The organism is Mucilaginibacter sp. A5337, assembly GCF_059690695.1.
Window position 1 is genome coordinate 171,903 of record NZ_JCAWEC010000009.1, and the last position, 17,160, is coordinate 189,062.

8 protein-coding genes are annotated in these 17,160 nt (G+C 43.0%); 7 read left to right on the top strand and 1 reads right to left on the bottom strand.

Translation table 11 applies throughout. The features are described from left to right. Positions 1–507: 507 nt before the first annotated feature. Positions 508–3,084 (bottom strand): phosphoenolpyruvate carboxylase, encoded by a 2,577-nt coding sequence (locus tag AC59JO_RS26285; protein ID WP_413668573.1) that lies wholly within the window; start codon positions 3,082–3,084, stop codon positions 508–510. Positions 3,085–3,357: 273 nt separating this feature from the next. Here AC59JO_RS26285 and AC59JO_RS26290 point away from each other — a divergent pair, with 273 nt between their 5' ends. The 7 genes from AC59JO_RS26290 to AC59JO_RS26320 all read left to right on the top strand — a co-directional run bounded on the left by AC59JO_RS26290 (position 3,358) and on the right by AC59JO_RS26320 (position 16,924). Further along, entirely contained in the window at positions 3,358–5,514 is a 2,157-nt protein-coding gene (locus AC59JO_RS26290) for an FUSC family membrane protein (protein WP_413668574.1), read from the top strand. Positions 5,515–5,722: 208 nt separating this feature from the next. Continuing rightward, positions 5,723–6,868 carry a methionine aminotransferase gene (locus tag AC59JO_RS26295; protein WP_497309198.1) on the top strand — a complete coding sequence of 382 codons (1,146 nt, stop codon included), beginning with the start codon at positions 5,723–5,725 and terminating at the stop codon, positions 6,866–6,868. A gap of 178 nt (positions 6,869–7,046) precedes the next feature. Beyond that, complete coding sequence (locus AC59JO_RS26300; RefSeq protein ID WP_497309200.1) at positions 7,047–7,832, top strand: amidohydrolase; 786 nt, start codon at positions 7,047–7,049, stop codon at positions 7,830–7,832. Positions 7,833–8,066: 234 nt separating this feature from the next. Further along, positions 8,067–9,341 (top strand): TolC family protein, encoded by a 1,275-nt coding sequence (locus tag AC59JO_RS26305; protein ID WP_497309202.1) that lies wholly within the window; start codon positions 8,067–8,069, stop codon positions 9,339–9,341. 20 nt (positions 9,342–9,361) lie between these two features. Continuing rightward, positions 9,362–10,465 carry an efflux RND transporter periplasmic adaptor subunit gene (locus tag AC59JO_RS26310; protein ID WP_413668578.1) on the top strand — a complete coding sequence of 368 codons (1,104 nt, stop codon included), beginning with the start codon at positions 9,362–9,364 and terminating at the stop codon, positions 10,463–10,465. Between the two features lie 68 nt (positions 10,466–10,533). Then, a complete protein-coding gene (locus tag AC59JO_RS26315) occupies positions 10,534–13,671 on the top strand; it encodes an efflux RND transporter permease subunit (RefSeq protein ID WP_497309204.1) in 3,138 nt (1,045 codons plus the stop codon). Between the two features lie 205 nt (positions 13,672–13,876). Continuing rightward, positions 13,877–16,924, top strand: a complete 3,048-nt coding sequence (locus tag AC59JO_RS26320; RefSeq protein WP_497309206.1) for a GH92 family glycosyl hydrolase — start codon at positions 13,877–13,879, stop codon at positions 16,922–16,924. The last annotated feature ends 236 nt before the right edge of the window (positions 16,925–17,160 follow it).

Here is a 17,160-nt window from a genome sequence, read left to right on the forward strand (position 1 = left end):
GAGAAATCTTCTACGCCCTGCTTTTACAGATATGGTTGTGGAGCCGGATGTAGAAGATTTCTCTTTCGCTCCATCACTCAATCCGCCGCTGCTCTATCGAAATGACAATTTTTTAAAGATGTGTCCACACGATAGTCTTGAGAGGGGCGCGTAGGAATGAGCGGTAGCAGGGGTGTGTTTCTGCGGTAGGTTTGTCAAAGCACAAACACACCCCTCCACCCCTCTCAAGAGGGGAATCGCACAAGCCTGCGCTTTTTCCTTAAGTTAACGGCTATGGCTCCACGTTTAAAACTGCGGGAGGAAAGCGGCAGGAGGGGTTAACAGGGTTAACAAAATTCCGGATATACTCAACACAAACAAATAACAATCAATAACTTAAAAAAAAAAGATTAACACCAAACCATTCACCTAATCAACCCAATCAACCACTCACCTCATCCCTACAACAAAAAATCCACCTGCTATTGCTAACAGATGGATAGGGATATAAATTAAAACAATAAACTACTAAGCCAAATTACGGCCGGCATTTACAATACCGTAAACCGTACGGATCACCAGCTTATTATATACATCGTTAAGCTCGGTATCCTTTTCATAGTTAATACATTGTAACGCATAATGCTGAATGATCACCAGCGGTAATACGATTTTTTCGCGGATAGCTATAGAACGGCGTTCAACCGGGTATTCTTCCATCAATACGGTACTGCCGGTTAGTTCAAGCAGCATTTCGCGGGTAAGTACAAATTCATCCTTCAGCATTTTCCAGAAGGCGCCAAATTTTTCATCTTTTTCAAGATAAGCAGTAACGCGGAAGTCAGATTTAGACATGGACATCATACAATTATCAAGCATAGTTTTAAAGAAACCCGATGTTTGATAAAGCTCTTTGATCTCGTCCCAGCCGCCGCTTTCTTTAACCTGCTTAAGTGCTGTACCTACGCCATAAAAACCAGGAATACTTTGTTTCAGCTGACTCCATGAGGTTACGAAGCTGATAGCTCTTAAATCCTCAAGCTTCAATTGAGCACCCGCATTACGTTTGGTTGGGCGACTGCTGATATTGATCCTCGACAGTAATTTCAGCGGACTGAATTTTTCGAGATATTCTACAAATAAAGGATGTGCACGTAAATCAACAAACAACTTATAGCTGATGTCTGCCATCTGCTGGATAAGTTCTTTATGACGACTATCCAACAGATCGTTACGGTTAGGATGCAGGGCCGAGATAACACCAGCGTTAATCAGCTGCTCCATATTAAACCTTGCAGTTTCAACCGAGCCATATTGCGAACTTACGGTTTGCCCCTGTATGGTTAACTGAATATGCTCGTTGGCGATCTCCTTACCCATCGACGCGTAGAACCGGTGTGTTTTACCACCGCCACGTGCCGGCGGGCCTCCCCTGCCATCAAAAAATGCCAGTTGAATACCGTATTTGCGGGCCATAGCGGTTAACTCAACTTTGGCTTTGTATATCGACCAGTTAGCCATCAGGTAACCGCCGTCTTTAGTACTGTCAGAGAAACCAAGCATGATAGTTTGCTGGCTGCCCCTGTTTTTCAGATGCTCGGCATAAAACGGATGTGTGTAGAGTTGCTCCATGATACCTGCTGCATGCTCAAGGTCATTCACGGTTTCAAACAGTGGCATAAAATCAATGCTCAGGCTGTCTTTTTTCCAGCCGCTCCATAAAAACAGGTCAATCAGCTGCAGGATATCAGATGCGCGCTGGCAGTTACTGATAATAAAGCGCTGACAGGCCCTTTCGCCGTTACCTTCCTGAATTTGTTTAACCAGCCTGATGGTATCCAGCGTATCGTGGATCATGGCATCTTTTTCTTCTTCAGGGCAAATAAAATCCGCCTCTTTAAAAACGATGCTCTTTACTTTTTCATCCTCGCTCAACTCACCATAGCCTTTGGCTACACCTGTATCAATGTTTTGGGTACCATATTCAAATACCTTACGCAAAATGCGGCTATCCTGCCTGATGTCAATTGTGGCAAAATAACATCCAAACAGGCGCACCTTCTGGATCATATCCTCAACAATATCTACAAACAGGCCGTCATGATCTTTAAGGATAACTTCTTTTATAGATAACAACAATTCCAGTATCTCGCCCTGCAAATTAACCGGTGTTAACTGCTCGTTAGCATTTTTATAAAACAGGTTCTCCAATTTGGCCATAGCCTGCTCTACACCGCGGAAAGTGATACGGCGTTTCAGGGTTCTGAAATCGCGGTAATAACAACGGAACAGGCGCTGTCTTAAAAAGCTGGCAACTTCCTTGGTGGTTTGCGTAGTTACGTTAGGGTTACCATCGCGGTCGCCGCCCGGCCAGAAACCTAATTCCAGGATCTGGCGGCTTGCTGCATCGATATCAAATTCTTCTTCAAGCTTAGCCTGAATGTCTGAGACCGCATGGTAAAATATATTTTCCAAAAACCAGGAAAGGCTGATAGCCTCATCAACCGGCGTTGGTGATGTTTTATTAAAGAAAGGTGTTTTACCCAGTTGCTGCAGCAATACATCGATACTATTGATATCGTTTGTTTTTACCGCCTCAATCAGATCGGTCATGATGCCAAGTACTGTACCCGGATAAAACTGCGTTGGGTGAGCGGTAAGTACCAGGCGAAGGGAAAAATCCTTCAGCTTTTCGCTGATGTCCTGGCGGCTTTCATCGCTAATGGCTGCGTGCTGCAATAAGCTTTGCAAGGTGCCGCTGTCATCGAATTTACCTATCTTATTGAATGATGAATCTTCAATAGCATCAAACAAAACCACCTGGCGTTCAATGTATTGAATAAATCTGAACATACGGTTAATCTGCTCGCGATGATCAATATCCGGTACGTATTTTTCAAAAAACGACTCAATAATAGCATCGGGCGAATCATGTGTGATGGCACCCTTTTCGCAATGCGAACTGAAGAACGGCAATAAAATACCGGTATCCTTTACCTGGTAAAACGGAAGTGTTTGAAACAAACTGTTATATAACTCAAATCGGGTAACAACCTCGTTATTGAAGGCTGCTTCTCTTTGGCTGAGTTTTAACGTTGGCGACATAGTAAAAAATTAAATTGAGGTAAAATTGATTGGTTTAGCTTTTGGCCTTTTCCGGGGGGTGAATTTACTGATCTTTAATTTAAATTCACTAAAAAGTAAATATTTATTAACACAATTCTTTAATTAATATCATTTTTGTAAAAAAATGCCAAAAATTTAAGATTATGGAAATCCAAAACGCCATTTTGGGGCTATAAATTATATTTAATAAAAACAGCCCGAATAAACAAATTTGCTTATAATAGTTGTGTTATTTATAAAGCTGCTACTACCATGTCTACAAACATCAGGGAGATAAAAAGTTTTTTTTACAGTCAATATTTTTCTGATGGCATCCGGATCTGTATAGGTATTTTACTACCCTCCCTGCTGCTAATGCAGTTTGATAAGTTTGATCTTGGCCTTACGCTTTCACTGGGCGCGCTATGTATCTGTGTTATCGACACCCCGGGTCCGGTATCGCATAAACGTAATGCCATGGCAGCCGGTAACCTTTGCCTGTTTCTGGTAGCCGTTATTACCGGCTTTGCGCGGCTCAACGTAATTACACTCGGTATTGAGATCACTTTCTTTGCTTTCCTGTTTTCTATGTTCACTGTTTATGGTAACAGGGCAGCATCTGTAGGTACCTGCTCGTTGCTCATCATGATCTTTATGATGGATAAAGCATTGGCCGCGCCAGAGGTACTGGGTTATAGTGCTAAGATTTTGGCCGGTGGTGTATGGTACATGGTTTTCAGCCTGTTATTTTTTGGCATTCGGCCCTACCGGGCAGCGCAGCAGGCCCTTGGCGAAAACGTGACCGATATAGCGCGCTTTTTAAGAATTAAGGCTGATTTCTATTTATCGGACACAGATATCGACGAAAATTATCGCAAGTTGGTTTCCAAGCAGATCCAGGTAAGTCAGCACCAGGATGCCGTACGCGAACTGCTGTTTAAAAGCCGCATTATGGCCCGCGAATCAACAGCGCCGAGCCGGATTTTAGTTTTAACCTTTGTTGACCTGGTTGATATCTACGAGCAGATCATGGCTACGCACTACGATTACACCTATATCCGCGAAAAATTTAAAGATACCGGCGTACTCACGGAAATAGCCCGCATTATCCATAATATGGCCGATGAGCTTGACGATATAGCCTATATTGTATTATCCAACACGCGTCGCCGGCACCTTACCGATTTTAATATCGAACTGGAAAAACTAAAAACAAAGATCGACTCCATCGGCAAAAACAACCAGGAAACCAGCAATCTTGTACTGAAAAAGATTTTGGTTAACCTGCGTTCGCTTGGCGAAGGCATCAATAATATATATAAATACTACAGTTCTAAAGCAGCCGAATCATTAAACGAGCCCAAGGGCGACGTAGAATACACCGCATTTGTAAGCCACCAGGATTTTGCAACCCATATCTTCTTCGACAACTTCACACTGGCATCCGGCGCTTTTAAACATGCACTCCGGGTAGCATTGGTTTGCTTAGTTGGTTTTGTTACGGCCAAACTGGTGTCATTAGGCCACCATAGCTACTGGGTGCTGCTCACTATTATTGTAATATTAAAACCAGGCTTCAGCCTTTCCAAGCAACGCAACTACCAGCGTTTAATAGGCACCATCGGCGGTGGCGTTATAGGTATAGCCATACTCACCTTTATCCCTAATGCTACAGCGCAGTTTATTTTCCTTGTGGTATTTATGATGGGAGCTTACAGTTTCCAGCGCCTTAATTATGTGGTGAGTGTTATTTTCATGACACCTTATGTATTGATATTATTTAAGTTTTTAGGCGTTGGATTGTTAAACGTAGCGCAGGAACGGATCTTGGATACCATTATAGGTTCAACCATTGCGTTGGTAGCCAGCTACCTGATATTCCCAACCTGGGAGTTTGAACAAATTCAGGAAACCCTGAGGGATGTAGTTGTAGCTAATATCAATTACCTGGTTACTATTGCAGAAAGCATTTCGGGCAAAATGATCAGTATTACTACATACAAACTGGCGCGCAAGGAAGTATATGTGAAATCGGCCAACCTTTCAGCCGCTTTTGAGCGTATGACATCAGAACCCAAAAGCAAGCAACGCAAAATAAAGGACATCCATAAATTTGTGGTGCTTAACCATATCCTTTCGTCGTATATAGCTACCATAGCATCGGCACAAAGTAAAAAGGAAATACCGGTAGCACACCCTGAAGCTATGAAGCTGATTAAAAAAAGCATAACCGTATTAAATGATACCGGTCAAAAGCTGGAAGCACAACATATTGAATTTAATATCGGTAAAATCCCCGCTATTGATCCTGAAGCCCAAAAACCGGTAGTGTTGGCCGAAGATGCCCTGCTAAAAGAACAACTGGGTTTTATTAATAAGATCAGCTATGATATAGCTAAGATCACGGATAGTATATTAATAGAACCATGATTTTTAGGATTAACGGATGGATAGGATTTGATTTATAGGGTAAAACCTATATAGTCATCCAGGTTCGAAAAATCCTGTTAATCATTCAATCACGAGAATCACGGTTCAAATAATATGTTTAAACCTTTAAATTAAAATATTTCCGAAAACAAAAAATACCGGGTTATGTGGATAGGTTCGTGATGATTTTTCCCTACTTTAGCCATTGATGATACCCGTTGTTTCAAAATTACCCCAAACCGGAACCACCATATTCACCGTCATGTCGGCCCTGGCCAACGAGTTGGGCGCAATAAATCTGTCGCAGGGTTTTCCCGACTACAATTGTTCGCCCGATCTGATAGAGCTTGTAAATAAAGCTATGAAAGAGGGGCATAATCAATATGCCCCCATGGCTGGTGTTATGGCTTTAAGAGAACGCATTGCCGAAAAAACTGAAAAGCTTTACGGCGCTATTTATAATCCGGAAACGGAAATTACCATAACAGCAGGCGGTACGCAAGCCATATTTACGGCTATTAGTGCTGTAATACATCCTAATGATGAAGTGATCATTTTTGAGCCCGCTTTTGATTGTTATGCCCCTGCCATTAAACTGATGGGCGGCGTTGTAAAATCGCTGGCACTTGAGCCACCCAATTACCGTATAGCCTGGGACATGGTTAAGCGGCTGATCAACCAAAAAACAAAAATGATCATCCTTAACTCGCCGCATAACCCAACTGCAACTATTCTGCATAAGGAAGATATTGAACAGTTAAGTGCATTGGTTAAAAACCAGGACATACTAATATTAAGCGATGAGGTATACGAACACCTGATCTATGATGGCGAAACCCATCACAGCATGGCCCGCTATCCCGAATTACAGCAACGCAGTTTCATCGTAGCATCTTTCGGCAAACCTTTTCATGCCACCGGCTGGAAGGTTGGATATTGCATGGCGCCTGCCTACCTGATGAGCGAGTTCAGGAAGGTCCACCAGTTTTTGGTGTTTGCCGTGAACACCCCTATCCAATATGCCATTGCCGAGCATTTAAAAAATGAAGAAACTTATCTTGGTCTGGCAGAATTTTTCAGGGAGAAACGCGACTACTTCAGAAAAGGCCTGGAGCAAACTCGCTTTGAACTTTTACCATGCTCCGGATCATACTTCCAATCAGTGAGTTACCTCGGAATAACCGACGAAAAAGATGCCGATTTCTCTATCCGAATAGCAAAGGAATTTGGAGTAGCATCCATACCTGTTTCGGCTTTTTACAGCAAGGGGATCGATCACCATGTGTTAAGGTTTTGTTTCGCCAAAAGACAAGAAACTTTAGATAAAGCCGTTGATAGGTTAATTCGTATTTAATTTTTGGTTAATGGTTCATAGTTAATGGATCACGGCCGAATCTTTTAAGTTTAATTTTGGCTATGGTTCATAGTTCAGGAACCATAGCCAAATTGTATAAATTTTATCAGTATGGATCAACCAATCGCCATGCATTTTTTGCCATGAACCATGATCCATCAACTATGAACCAACTATTATGGAAAATCTAAAAATTACTGTTTTTCAAGGCTACCTTTTTTGGGAAAATACCGATAAAAATCTTCAAAATATTACCCTCAGGCTCTCGGGCGGGATCCGCGAGAAAACAGATCTCATCATACTGCCCGAAATGTTCACTACAGGTTTCACCATGAATGCTGCCGAACTGGCCGAACCCATGAATGGTAAAACCATGCAATGGATGGAAAAAACAGCCAAACAGTATGACTGCGTAATAACCGGAACCATTATTATTAAAGAGGGCGGCAAGTACTACAACAGGCTAATTTGGATGCGTCCCGACGGAACGCATGAACATTATGATAAACGCCATCTGTTTGCACTTGGCAATGAACATAATACTTACACTGCAGGTACCAAAAAACTTTTTGTAGAACTGAACGGCTGGAAAATTTGTCCGGTAATCTGTTACGACCTGCGTTTCCCGGTATGGCTGCGCAATATCGACGAAAACCCTTACGACCTGCTCATTGTTGTAGCCAACTGGCCCGAGCGCCGGGCGGCACACTGGCGTACCCTGATCCCTGCACGTGCTGTCGAAAACCAATCGTACGTAATAGCGGTTAACCGTGTAGGTCATGACGGCAACGAAGTTTATCATAGTGGAGATTCTACCTGTATTGACCCTAACGGCAAGGTAGTTTATTACAAACGCGATGAAGAAGACCTGTATACCTTCAGTATCATTGGTGATGAAGTTGAGAAAGTACGCACCGCGCTGCCCTTTTTAAAGGATGCAGATGATTTTGAGATTAATGTCTGAACCAGAACCCGGATTTGGGGGGATTTTTAGGATTAATTGGATTTGCTTTTCTCAACTGCCAAGCAAAAAAATCAAGCAATCCCGAAAATCTTCCCAAATCCTGGTTCAAACAAAAATCCGGCAATCCTGAAAATCCCCCCAAATCCGGGTTCGGACTACCATTAGTTTTTCTTCACTTCATACAAAATTCATAACCGTTTTGAACTTTTGTAATGTAGAATTGATGAAGGAAACATGCGTACTATAAAATCCCTGCTATTTATATCACCCTTATTTTTTAGTTTACTAACACAAAAGGCCGAAGCACAAACAGATACACTAAAGATCACTTTCCCTGATGCTGAAAAACAGTTCATTGAAAATAACCTGAGCCTTCTTGCCCAAAAGTATAATGTTGATGCCTCAAAGGCACTCATTCAACAAGCTAAACTATGGGACAACCCCGTTTTAAGCACCGATCAAAACATTCATGACGGTAGCACCAATAAATTTTTCAACCACTCAAACAAAGGCGGACAAGTTTTCGTCCAGTTAAACCAGGTATTTGCCACTGCGGGCAAACGCGGCAAACAGGTAAAGGTAGCCGAAGACGATGCCAAAGTTCAGGAAGCTGCTTTTAATGACCTGATGCGCAACCTGCGTTACAACCTGCAGCTTGACTTCGGTCAGCTGGCATCTTTGAACGCGCAGCAGTTGGTTTATCAAAACGAAATCAAATCGGCAACAGAACTGGTTAATGCTATTCAAAAATCATTTGATGTAGGTAATACTTCCATGAAGGACCTCATCCGTTTGAAAGCCCTGTTATTTGGCTTGCAGAACGATATGGTTGAAAATAACCGCCAGATCAACGACCTGCAAACCGAGCTTAAAACGTTGCTGCAAACTAAAGAAACTACGTTTGTACAACCCATTGTAAACGATAAACCGGTTGAAACAGTTGATCTTGATGTGCAGTCGCTTATCAGCCAGGCCATGACCAACAGGCCCGATTATCTGTCAAACCAATACCAGTTAAGTTCGGCAACCCACAACCTTGCTTATCAAAAAGCGCTTGCGGTGCCTGATGTAACTATCGGTGTATCATATGACCAAAACAGCAGCTACGCCCGCAACTATTACGGCTTACAGATTGGTTTGCCAATCCCATTGTTTAACCGAAACCAGGGCAATATCAAATCGGCACAGTATAATATCAAAAGCCAGGAGAGCACTTTAAAACAAAGTGAATTTCAGCTTAAAAACGATGTTGTTGCTGCCGTTAACCAATATAAACTGAACATTCAACTATTCTCAACCCAGCAAATCGCCTTTAACGAGCAGTATGATAAACTGTTTGGTGCCATGCTTAAGAGTTTTCAGCAACGCCAGATAAGCCTTGTAGAGTTTGTTGATTTTTTTGACACCTATAAGGACACCAAACTAAAAATATTGCAACAACAATATAACCTGCAAAAAGCCATTGCCGACCTCAATTTTGCTGTTGGCACTACTGTAATAAAATCCTGACTAACTTTATAAGACTTACTATGATGAAAAGAGAAACGCTGTTTTCCGGCATCTCAGCTTTGCTACTACTTGCCGCCTGTAAAGGCAAAACTCCTCCTGCTGTTGAAAACAAACAGGTAACTGTGAGCGATTCGATGGCAAAAATTATCACTATTGATACTGCCAAGATCGCTACCATAAAAAATGAGCTTACCCTTTCGGGCGAGGTATCATATGATGACAATACCGTTGTTAAAGTATTCCCTTTCTCAAGCGGACAGGTGCTGGATGTAAAAGTTTCGCTGGGCGATAAGGTAAGCAAAGGTCAAACCCTTGCTATTGTACGCAGTGCCGACGTTGCAGGTAACTATACTGATTTGAGTTCTTCAAAATCAGATCTTGCGATTTACAAACGTCAGCTTGAACAAGCCGAATATTTGTACAAAAACGGCATCTCAAGCGAGCGCGATTATACCGAAGCTAAAGAAAATTACAATAAAGCCGAAGCTGCTTACAGCAAGGTAAAAGATCAGATTGCCATTAACGGCGGTGGTAACACCAGTCCCGGTGGTACCTTGGTGATCAAAGCTCCTGAAAGCGGTTTCGTGGTTGAAAAAAACATTACGGCAGGCGGTTTCATCCGCCCGGACAACGCTAACAGCATGTTCACCATATCAAACATGAAAGATGTTTGGATCTGGGCTAACGTGTTTGAATCAGACATCAGCCGTGTTAAAGTAGGTTATACCGCCAAGGTTACTACCATTGCTTACCCCGATAAAGTATTTACAGGCAAAGTTGATGCGGTAAGCTCCGTGCTTGACCCTGATAATAAGGTATTAAAGATCAAGATCGTGTTACCTAACGATGGTATGCTGCTTAAGCCCGAGATGTTTACAAGTGTGATCATAGCCAACAGCGAAAAAGCACAGTCGGTTGCCATACCGGCAAAAGCGGTTGTTTATGACAACAGCAAAAATTTTGTAGTAGTTTATAACAGCAAAGACGATTTGAAAGTACGCCAGGTAGCAGTTATAAAAACGGTTGAAGACACCACTTATATATCATCTGGTTTGCAGGCCGGCGACAAGATCATATCTAAAAATCAGCTGCTTTTTTATGATGCCATAGCGGGTAATAACTAAGTACCGGTAAACTGAAAATTGTCGGGCTTAATTCCTGGCAGCCACGTTTTTAAAATAGAGATACTACAATGAACAAGTTCATCAAAAATATTATATACTTCTCGCTCAGGCACCGCTACTTCGTGTTTTTTATGACACTGGTATTGGTTGTTTTGGGTATCTGGAGTTACTCCAACACTCCCATCGAGACCTTTCCCGACGTTACCAATACGCAGATCATCATTATAGCCCAATGGCCGGGCCGCAGCGCCGAAGAAATGGAAAAAATGGTTACCATACCTATGGAAACCGTTTTAAACTCGGTACAAAAAAAGGCTAACCTCCGTACCACGTCATCATTCGGTTTATCATATGTCCGCATTATTTTTGATGACGATGTTGATGATGCATTTGCCCGCCAGCAGGTATTAAGCCGCCTGGGCAATGCCGATTTACCCGATGGTGTTAAACCGGAGGTTGAGCCGCCCTATGGCCCAACAGGTGAGATCTTCCGCTATACATTAAAGAGCCACACTAAATCATTACATGAACTTACAGCCATTCAGGATTGGGTACTTGACCGCCAGTTTAAATCAATCCCCGGTGTAGCCGACGTAAACAGCTTTGGCGGCGAGGAAAAAACCTACGAAGTGAGCGTTAATCCTTCGCTATTACAAAAATATGGTCTTACCTCGCTTGATGTTTACAACGCTATCAATCGCAGTAACATTAACGTGGGTGGGGACATTATCGAAAAAAACGACCAGGCCTACGTGGTGCGTGGTATCGGCTTGATCAATAATATTGAAGAGATCCAAAATATCATCATCAAAAATGTAAACAATGTTCCTATCCTGGCACGTGACATTGCTGATGTAAAAGAGGGTGGTTTACCGCGTTTAGGCCAGGTTGGCCGCGATAAAGCGAATGATGTTATTGAAGGTATCGTGGTGATGCGTAAGGGCGAGAACCCTGCCGAAGTACTGGAACGCATCAATGATAAAGTTAAAGACCTTAACGCACATATTTTACCTACCGACGTAAAGATCTCTACTTTTTATGATCGTACCACGCTGATGGATTTCTGTACCGAAACCGTTATCCATAACCTTTGCGAGGGTATTATCCTGGTAACCGTTATTGTATTACTGTTCATGGCCGACTGGCGTACAACCCTTACTGTGGCAATCATTATTCCGCTGGCCCTGCTATTTGCCTTTATTTGTTTAAGATTAAAAGGCATGAGTGCCAACCTGCTCTCGATGGGCGCTGTGGATTTTGGTATCATTATAGATGGTGCGGTGGTGATGGTTGAGGGTATTTTCGTGGCGTTGGATCACAGGGCCAAAGAAGTAGGCATGCAGAAATTTAACGGACTGGCTAAGCTTGGTTTGTTCAAAAATATCGGTGCAGAGATGGGTAAAGCCATCTTCTTCTCTAAACTGATCATTCTAACCTGTTTAGTGCCCATCTTTGCTTTCCAGAAAGTAGAAGGTAAAATGTTCTCGCCGCTGGCTTATACTTTAGGCTTTGCATTGTTGGGCGCATTGATTTTTACCCTCACTTTAGTGCCCGCACTGTCAAGTATTTTACTAAACAAAAACGTAAGAGAGAAGCATAACCCGGTTGTATTGTTCTTCGAGAACGGCATCCGCCGCATGTTCAGTTATACATATCGCAACCAAAAATTGAGCTTGATAGTAGCAGTGGCCTTTATGTCAGTTACTTTCTTTTCAGCCAAATTTTTAGGATCAGAATTCTTGCCACAGCTTAATGAAGGAGCCCTTTGGGTAACTGCCCAGTTGCCGATGAGTACTTCATTGGAAAGTTCGGTTAAGGTTACTGATAAAATGAGGCAGATCCTTTCAACCTTCCCAGAGGTAAAACAAACCCTGTCGCAGGTTGGCCGTACCAATGATGGTACCGACCCTAAAGGTTTCTTTAACGTGCAGATCCAGGTTGACCTCCTGCCTAAAAAAGAATGGAAGCGCCATATCACCCAGGAGGAGCTGATCTCCGAAATGGATAAAAAGCTGAGTCAGTTCCCGGGTATCGTGTTCAACTACTCGCAGCCTATTATTGATAACGTAGCCGAAGCTGTTGCAGGTGTACCGGCATCCATGGCTGTAAAAATATTTGGCCCCGATTTCCAGGTGCTCGACCAAAAGGCCGATTCGGTAATGGCTGTGCTCAAAAAGATCCAGGGGGTTGAAGACCTTGGTATCTTGCGCAACCTTGGTCAGCCGGAGTTCCGTATCGAGCTTGATCAGCGCAAAATGGCGCTTTATGGTGTATCAACTGCCGATGCTAACTCGGTTATTGAGATGGCCATAGGCGGTAAAGCAGCCTCACAATTATATGAGGGCGAACGCAAATTCGATATCCGGATCCGTTATCAAAAACCGTTCAGGGATACCCAAAGCAAAATTGAAAACCTGATGGTGCCAACCCTTAACGGTTCAAAAATCGCCATCAAAGAAATCTCAAAGATCACTACGCTTACTGGTCCGGCGTTTATTTACCGGGATAACAATATGCGTTACATCGCTGTGAAATTGTCGGTACGTGGCCGCGATTTAGGTAGCACCATTGCCGAGGCACAGGATAAAGTTGGCGCAGCAGTGAAATTAGATCAGGGTTATTCATTTACCTGGAACGGTGAGTTTGAAAACCAGATCAGGGCATCAAACACTTTAGCACACGTTGTGCCGGTTTGTTTGCTGGTGATATTCCTGATCCTGTTCATCACCTTTGGCAATGCTAAAGATGCAGTTTTGGTAATCCTGAACGTGCCGTTCGCGCTGATAGGCGGTATCCTGGCACTGCACATTACCGGCACCAACTTCAGTATTTCGGCAGGTATCGGTTTCATAGCCTTGTTTGGTGTGTGTATCCAGAATGGTGTAATTCTGATATCAGTCTTCAAGAAAAATCTTGAAGAAAAGATGCACCTTGATGAAGCTATCCGCGAAGGCGTGATATCACGTGTACGCCCTGTTGTAATGACCGCCTTAATGGCCGCCATTGGTTTGATGCCGGCAGCTATTTCAACAGGTATCGGTTCGGAAACGCAAAAACCCCTGGCTATAGTGGTAATCGGAGGTTTGGTAACTTCAACCATATTAACTTTATTGATATTGCCTATCATTTACGCCATAGTGTACCGTTTAATCCACCGTCGTGAAAACCGTAAGCTATTGAAAAAAGTAGGTATGATAAAGGGATAAGATTGAGCACCAATTATTTCGAATTAAACCGAATTTCACGAATTGGTTATATAAAACAAATAGCGATGGGTCTGTACCTATCGCTATTTGTTTTTCTGATCATTATTGTCTTAACAATAAAATAGTGACCGTTCCTGTTAGTAAATATTCATGGTAATTAGTGTAATTTGTGCACACTCAAATCATATAATTGGTTTTTAATAATATGTTATTTATAAAGCCCGCATTCCGTTCTGCTTTACCGGTCGCCTTGTTGCTTGTTCTGCCGTTTTTATCATCGGCACAAAAGAAAAAAGAAAAGGATAAGGACTATGCTCAACTGGTTGATCCTTTTATCGGTACCGGCGGGCACGGGCACACTTATCCCGGCGCGGTAATGCCTTTTGGCATGGTACAGCTTAGTCCGGATACGCGGCTGGAAGGTTGGGACGGCTGCTCGGGCTATCATTATACCGATAGTTTGGTTTACGGCTTTTCACATACGCACTTAAGCGGCACAGGCGTACCCGATTATTGTGATGTGCTGTTTATGCCCACCACCGGCGATCCTAAATTCAAAAACACCGAATACCGCTCGCACTTCAGCAAAAAGAATGAGGGTGCTACGCCCGGCTATTACCATACCCTGCTTGATAAATACAACATCAACGTCGAGCTAACAGCCACTCCCCGTGCAGGAGTACATCGTTATACTTATCCATCAACTGATAAAGCAAACATTATTATCGACCTGCAACATCGCGATGAAGTACTCGATTCATGGATAGAAGTAGTAAACGATCATGAGGTACGTGGTTTCCGCATGTCAAAATCGTGGGCCGATAAACAGCAGGTATATTTTTACGCTAAATTTTCAAAGCCTTTTAAAACCTATGGCATCGCGTTAAACAACGAAGTTCAAAATGGGCAAACCAAGGTTCAGGGGAAAAATGTAAAGCTGTTTTTACAGTTCGATAATCCCGGAGAAGTGATCAGCAAAGTGGGCATCTCTGCTGTAAGCGCTGAAGGTGCATTGAAAAACCTGGATACCGAAGTACCCGACTTTGATTTTAAGAAGATTCAGAAGGATGCTAAAATAGCCTGGAACCATGAGCTTAATAAAATTCAGGTTGAGGGTGGTGCCCCTGCCCCATCGGCGCAAGCTCAGCCTATGGGCGGTACCGGGCCTTATAGTTACGCCCCGCCCGCAAAAAAAGTAGTTCAGCCCGATTATGCTAAAATAAAGCAGACTATATTTTACACCGCGCTATACCACAGCATGGTGGCACCAAACATCTATAGCGATGTTGACGGGCAATACCGGGGCATGGATCAGCAGGTACATACGGCCCAGGGATTTGATTATTACACTGTGTTTTCCTTATGGGATACCTACCGGGCCGAGAACCCGCTGTTAACACTGATTGATCGTAAACGGACGCTTGATTTTATCAAAAGCTTTCTGGCAATGTATGATCAGGGGGGATTATTGCCGATATGGCCGCTGGCTACAACCGAAACTTATTGCATGATCGGCAATCACTCAATTCCGGTTATTGTAGACGCCTATGCTAAAGGCATCCGTGATTTTGATGCAGAAAAAGCTTTTATAGCGATGAAAGCCGCCGTAAACCGCAACCAGTTTGGCCTGGATAATTATCGCAAAAATGGTGCAGTACAATCAGATGTGGAAGATGCCTCTGTGTCAAAAACATTAGAGTATGCTTATGACGACTGGTGCATTGCGCAGATGGCCAAAATGCTCAACAAAACTGATGATTATATACAATATATTCAGCGTGCGCAGTATTGGAAAAACGTTTTCAACAATCAAAACACATTTATGCAGGCCCGTGCAAACGGCGGCTGGCTGGAACCTTTCGATCCTACAGAGATCAATGGCAATTATACCGAGGGCAACTCCTGGCAATATTCGTTTTTGGTACCTCATGATGTAGAAACCCTGATTGATAAAATGGGCGGCAAACAGGCATTTGAAAACAAGCTTGATGAACTGTTCAGCACACAATCAAAGCTAAGCGGTAGTGATATCCCGGATGTAGCCGGGTTAATAGGTCAATATGCACACGGTAATGAGCCAAGTCATCACATGGCTTACCTGTACAACTTCACCGACTCCCCTGACAAAACCCAGTTTTATGTAAGTCGTATTTTACGCGAGGAATACAGCAACAAACCTGACGGTTTAGCAGGCAATGAAGATTGCGGACAAATGTCGGCCTGGTACGTGATGAGCTCGTTGGGTATCTATAACATCGCCCCTGGTCAGCAGGATTTCCAGATTGGCATACCGCAATTTGATAAAGCGGTGATCAACCTGGAAAACGGCAAAAAATTTAATATCATAAACCCCGGTGCAGGCATTACCCGAAGCAACATTTATCTGCAGGGCATGAACCTTGATAAAAAAGTGTACAGCAAGCTTTTTATCAACTATGATGATATTGTAAAAGGCGGCGATTTTGAAGTATTCACCGGCAGGCTGGCTAACAGGATCTTTACCCAGGATCTGGAAAAACCTGTTTCAAAGATCACAGATAACCTGATCATTCCTAACCCATATATCATTGCACCGGCCAAATCGTTCAAACAACCATTCAGCATCCAAATCAAAGATCAGGATGCTGATGCGAAGATCTACTACACGCTCGATGGCTCTGCTCCTACTGCATCGTCAACACCCTATACGCAGCCAATCAATATCAGCGATAATATCACGGTAAAAACCATTGCCATAAAAGATGGTAAAAGCAGCTTTGTTGACGAGGCAAGTTTTATCAAACTCCGCAACGATATTAAACTGACTATAATTAACAAATACCTACCTAACTACCCGGCCAAAGGCGATGAATCATTAATTGACGGGCAACATGGCACTACCAACTGGCGCTTAGGAAACTGGCAGGGCTACCAGGGTAAAGATTTTATTGCCGTTGTTGATATGAGCGCGGTTAAACCTATCAAACAAATTAGCATCAACACGCTGCAGGATAGCCGCGCATGGATTGTGTTCCCTAAATATGTACAGTTTTGGACATCAAACGATGGTAAAACCTATAAACTGGCAACCACCGTTAATACCAAAGTCGATATCAAGGACACCAATGTTCAAACGCAGGAGTTTACCGCACTGCTAAACACCAATGCCCGTTACATTAAATTAATTGCCAAGCAATACGGCCCTCTCCCCGAATGGCACGAGAATAAAGGCAGCCAATCCTACATTTTTGCGGATGAGATAACGACGGAGTAAATGCGCGAATTTCAGATGTGCGGATGTGCAAATGAATAAGCCGGTTTATGAGAGATCATTTAAAAATCCGTCCCTGCAGGGTCTCTCGCAGATTTAAGTTACCCCACAAAATTGTTTTGCCGTTTAATCAGCAAGGCGTTTTGTTTTGCCCCCTCTGGGCAATGTCATTAAGTTAAGAGTTTTAGAGGCTGCACCAGAGGTGCAAAAGGTTTGTAGAAATAGAAATGAATTGGATT

Bases quoted from the DNA above. Each gene is read 5' to 3' on its own strand.
- AC59JO_RS26285 (WP_413668573.1), bottom strand. From the start codon at position 3,084: ATGTCGCCAACGTTAAAACTCAGCCAAAGAGAAGCAGCCTTCAATAAC.
- AC59JO_RS26290 (WP_413668574.1), top strand. From the start codon at position 3,358: ATGTCTACAAACATCAGGGAGATAAAAAGTTTTTTTTACAGTCAATAT.
- AC59JO_RS26295 (WP_497309198.1), top strand. From the start codon at position 5,723: ATGATACCCGTTGTTTCAAAATTACCCCAAACCGGAACCACCATATTC.
- AC59JO_RS26300 (WP_497309200.1), top strand. From the start codon at position 7,047: ATGGAAAATCTAAAAATTACTGTTTTTCAAGGCTACCTTTTTTGGGAA.
- AC59JO_RS26305 (WP_497309202.1), top strand. From the start codon at position 8,067: ATGCGTACTATAAAATCCCTGCTATTTATATCACCCTTATTTTTTAGT.
- AC59JO_RS26310 (WP_413668578.1), top strand. From the start codon at position 9,362: ATGATGAAAAGAGAAACGCTGTTTTCCGGCATCTCAGCTTTGCTACTA.
- AC59JO_RS26315 (WP_497309204.1), top strand. From the start codon at position 10,534: ATGAACAAGTTCATCAAAAATATTATATACTTCTCGCTCAGGCACCGC.
- AC59JO_RS26320 (WP_497309206.1), top strand. From the start codon at position 13,877: ATGTTATTTATAAAGCCCGCATTCCGTTCTGCTTTACCGGTCGCCTTG.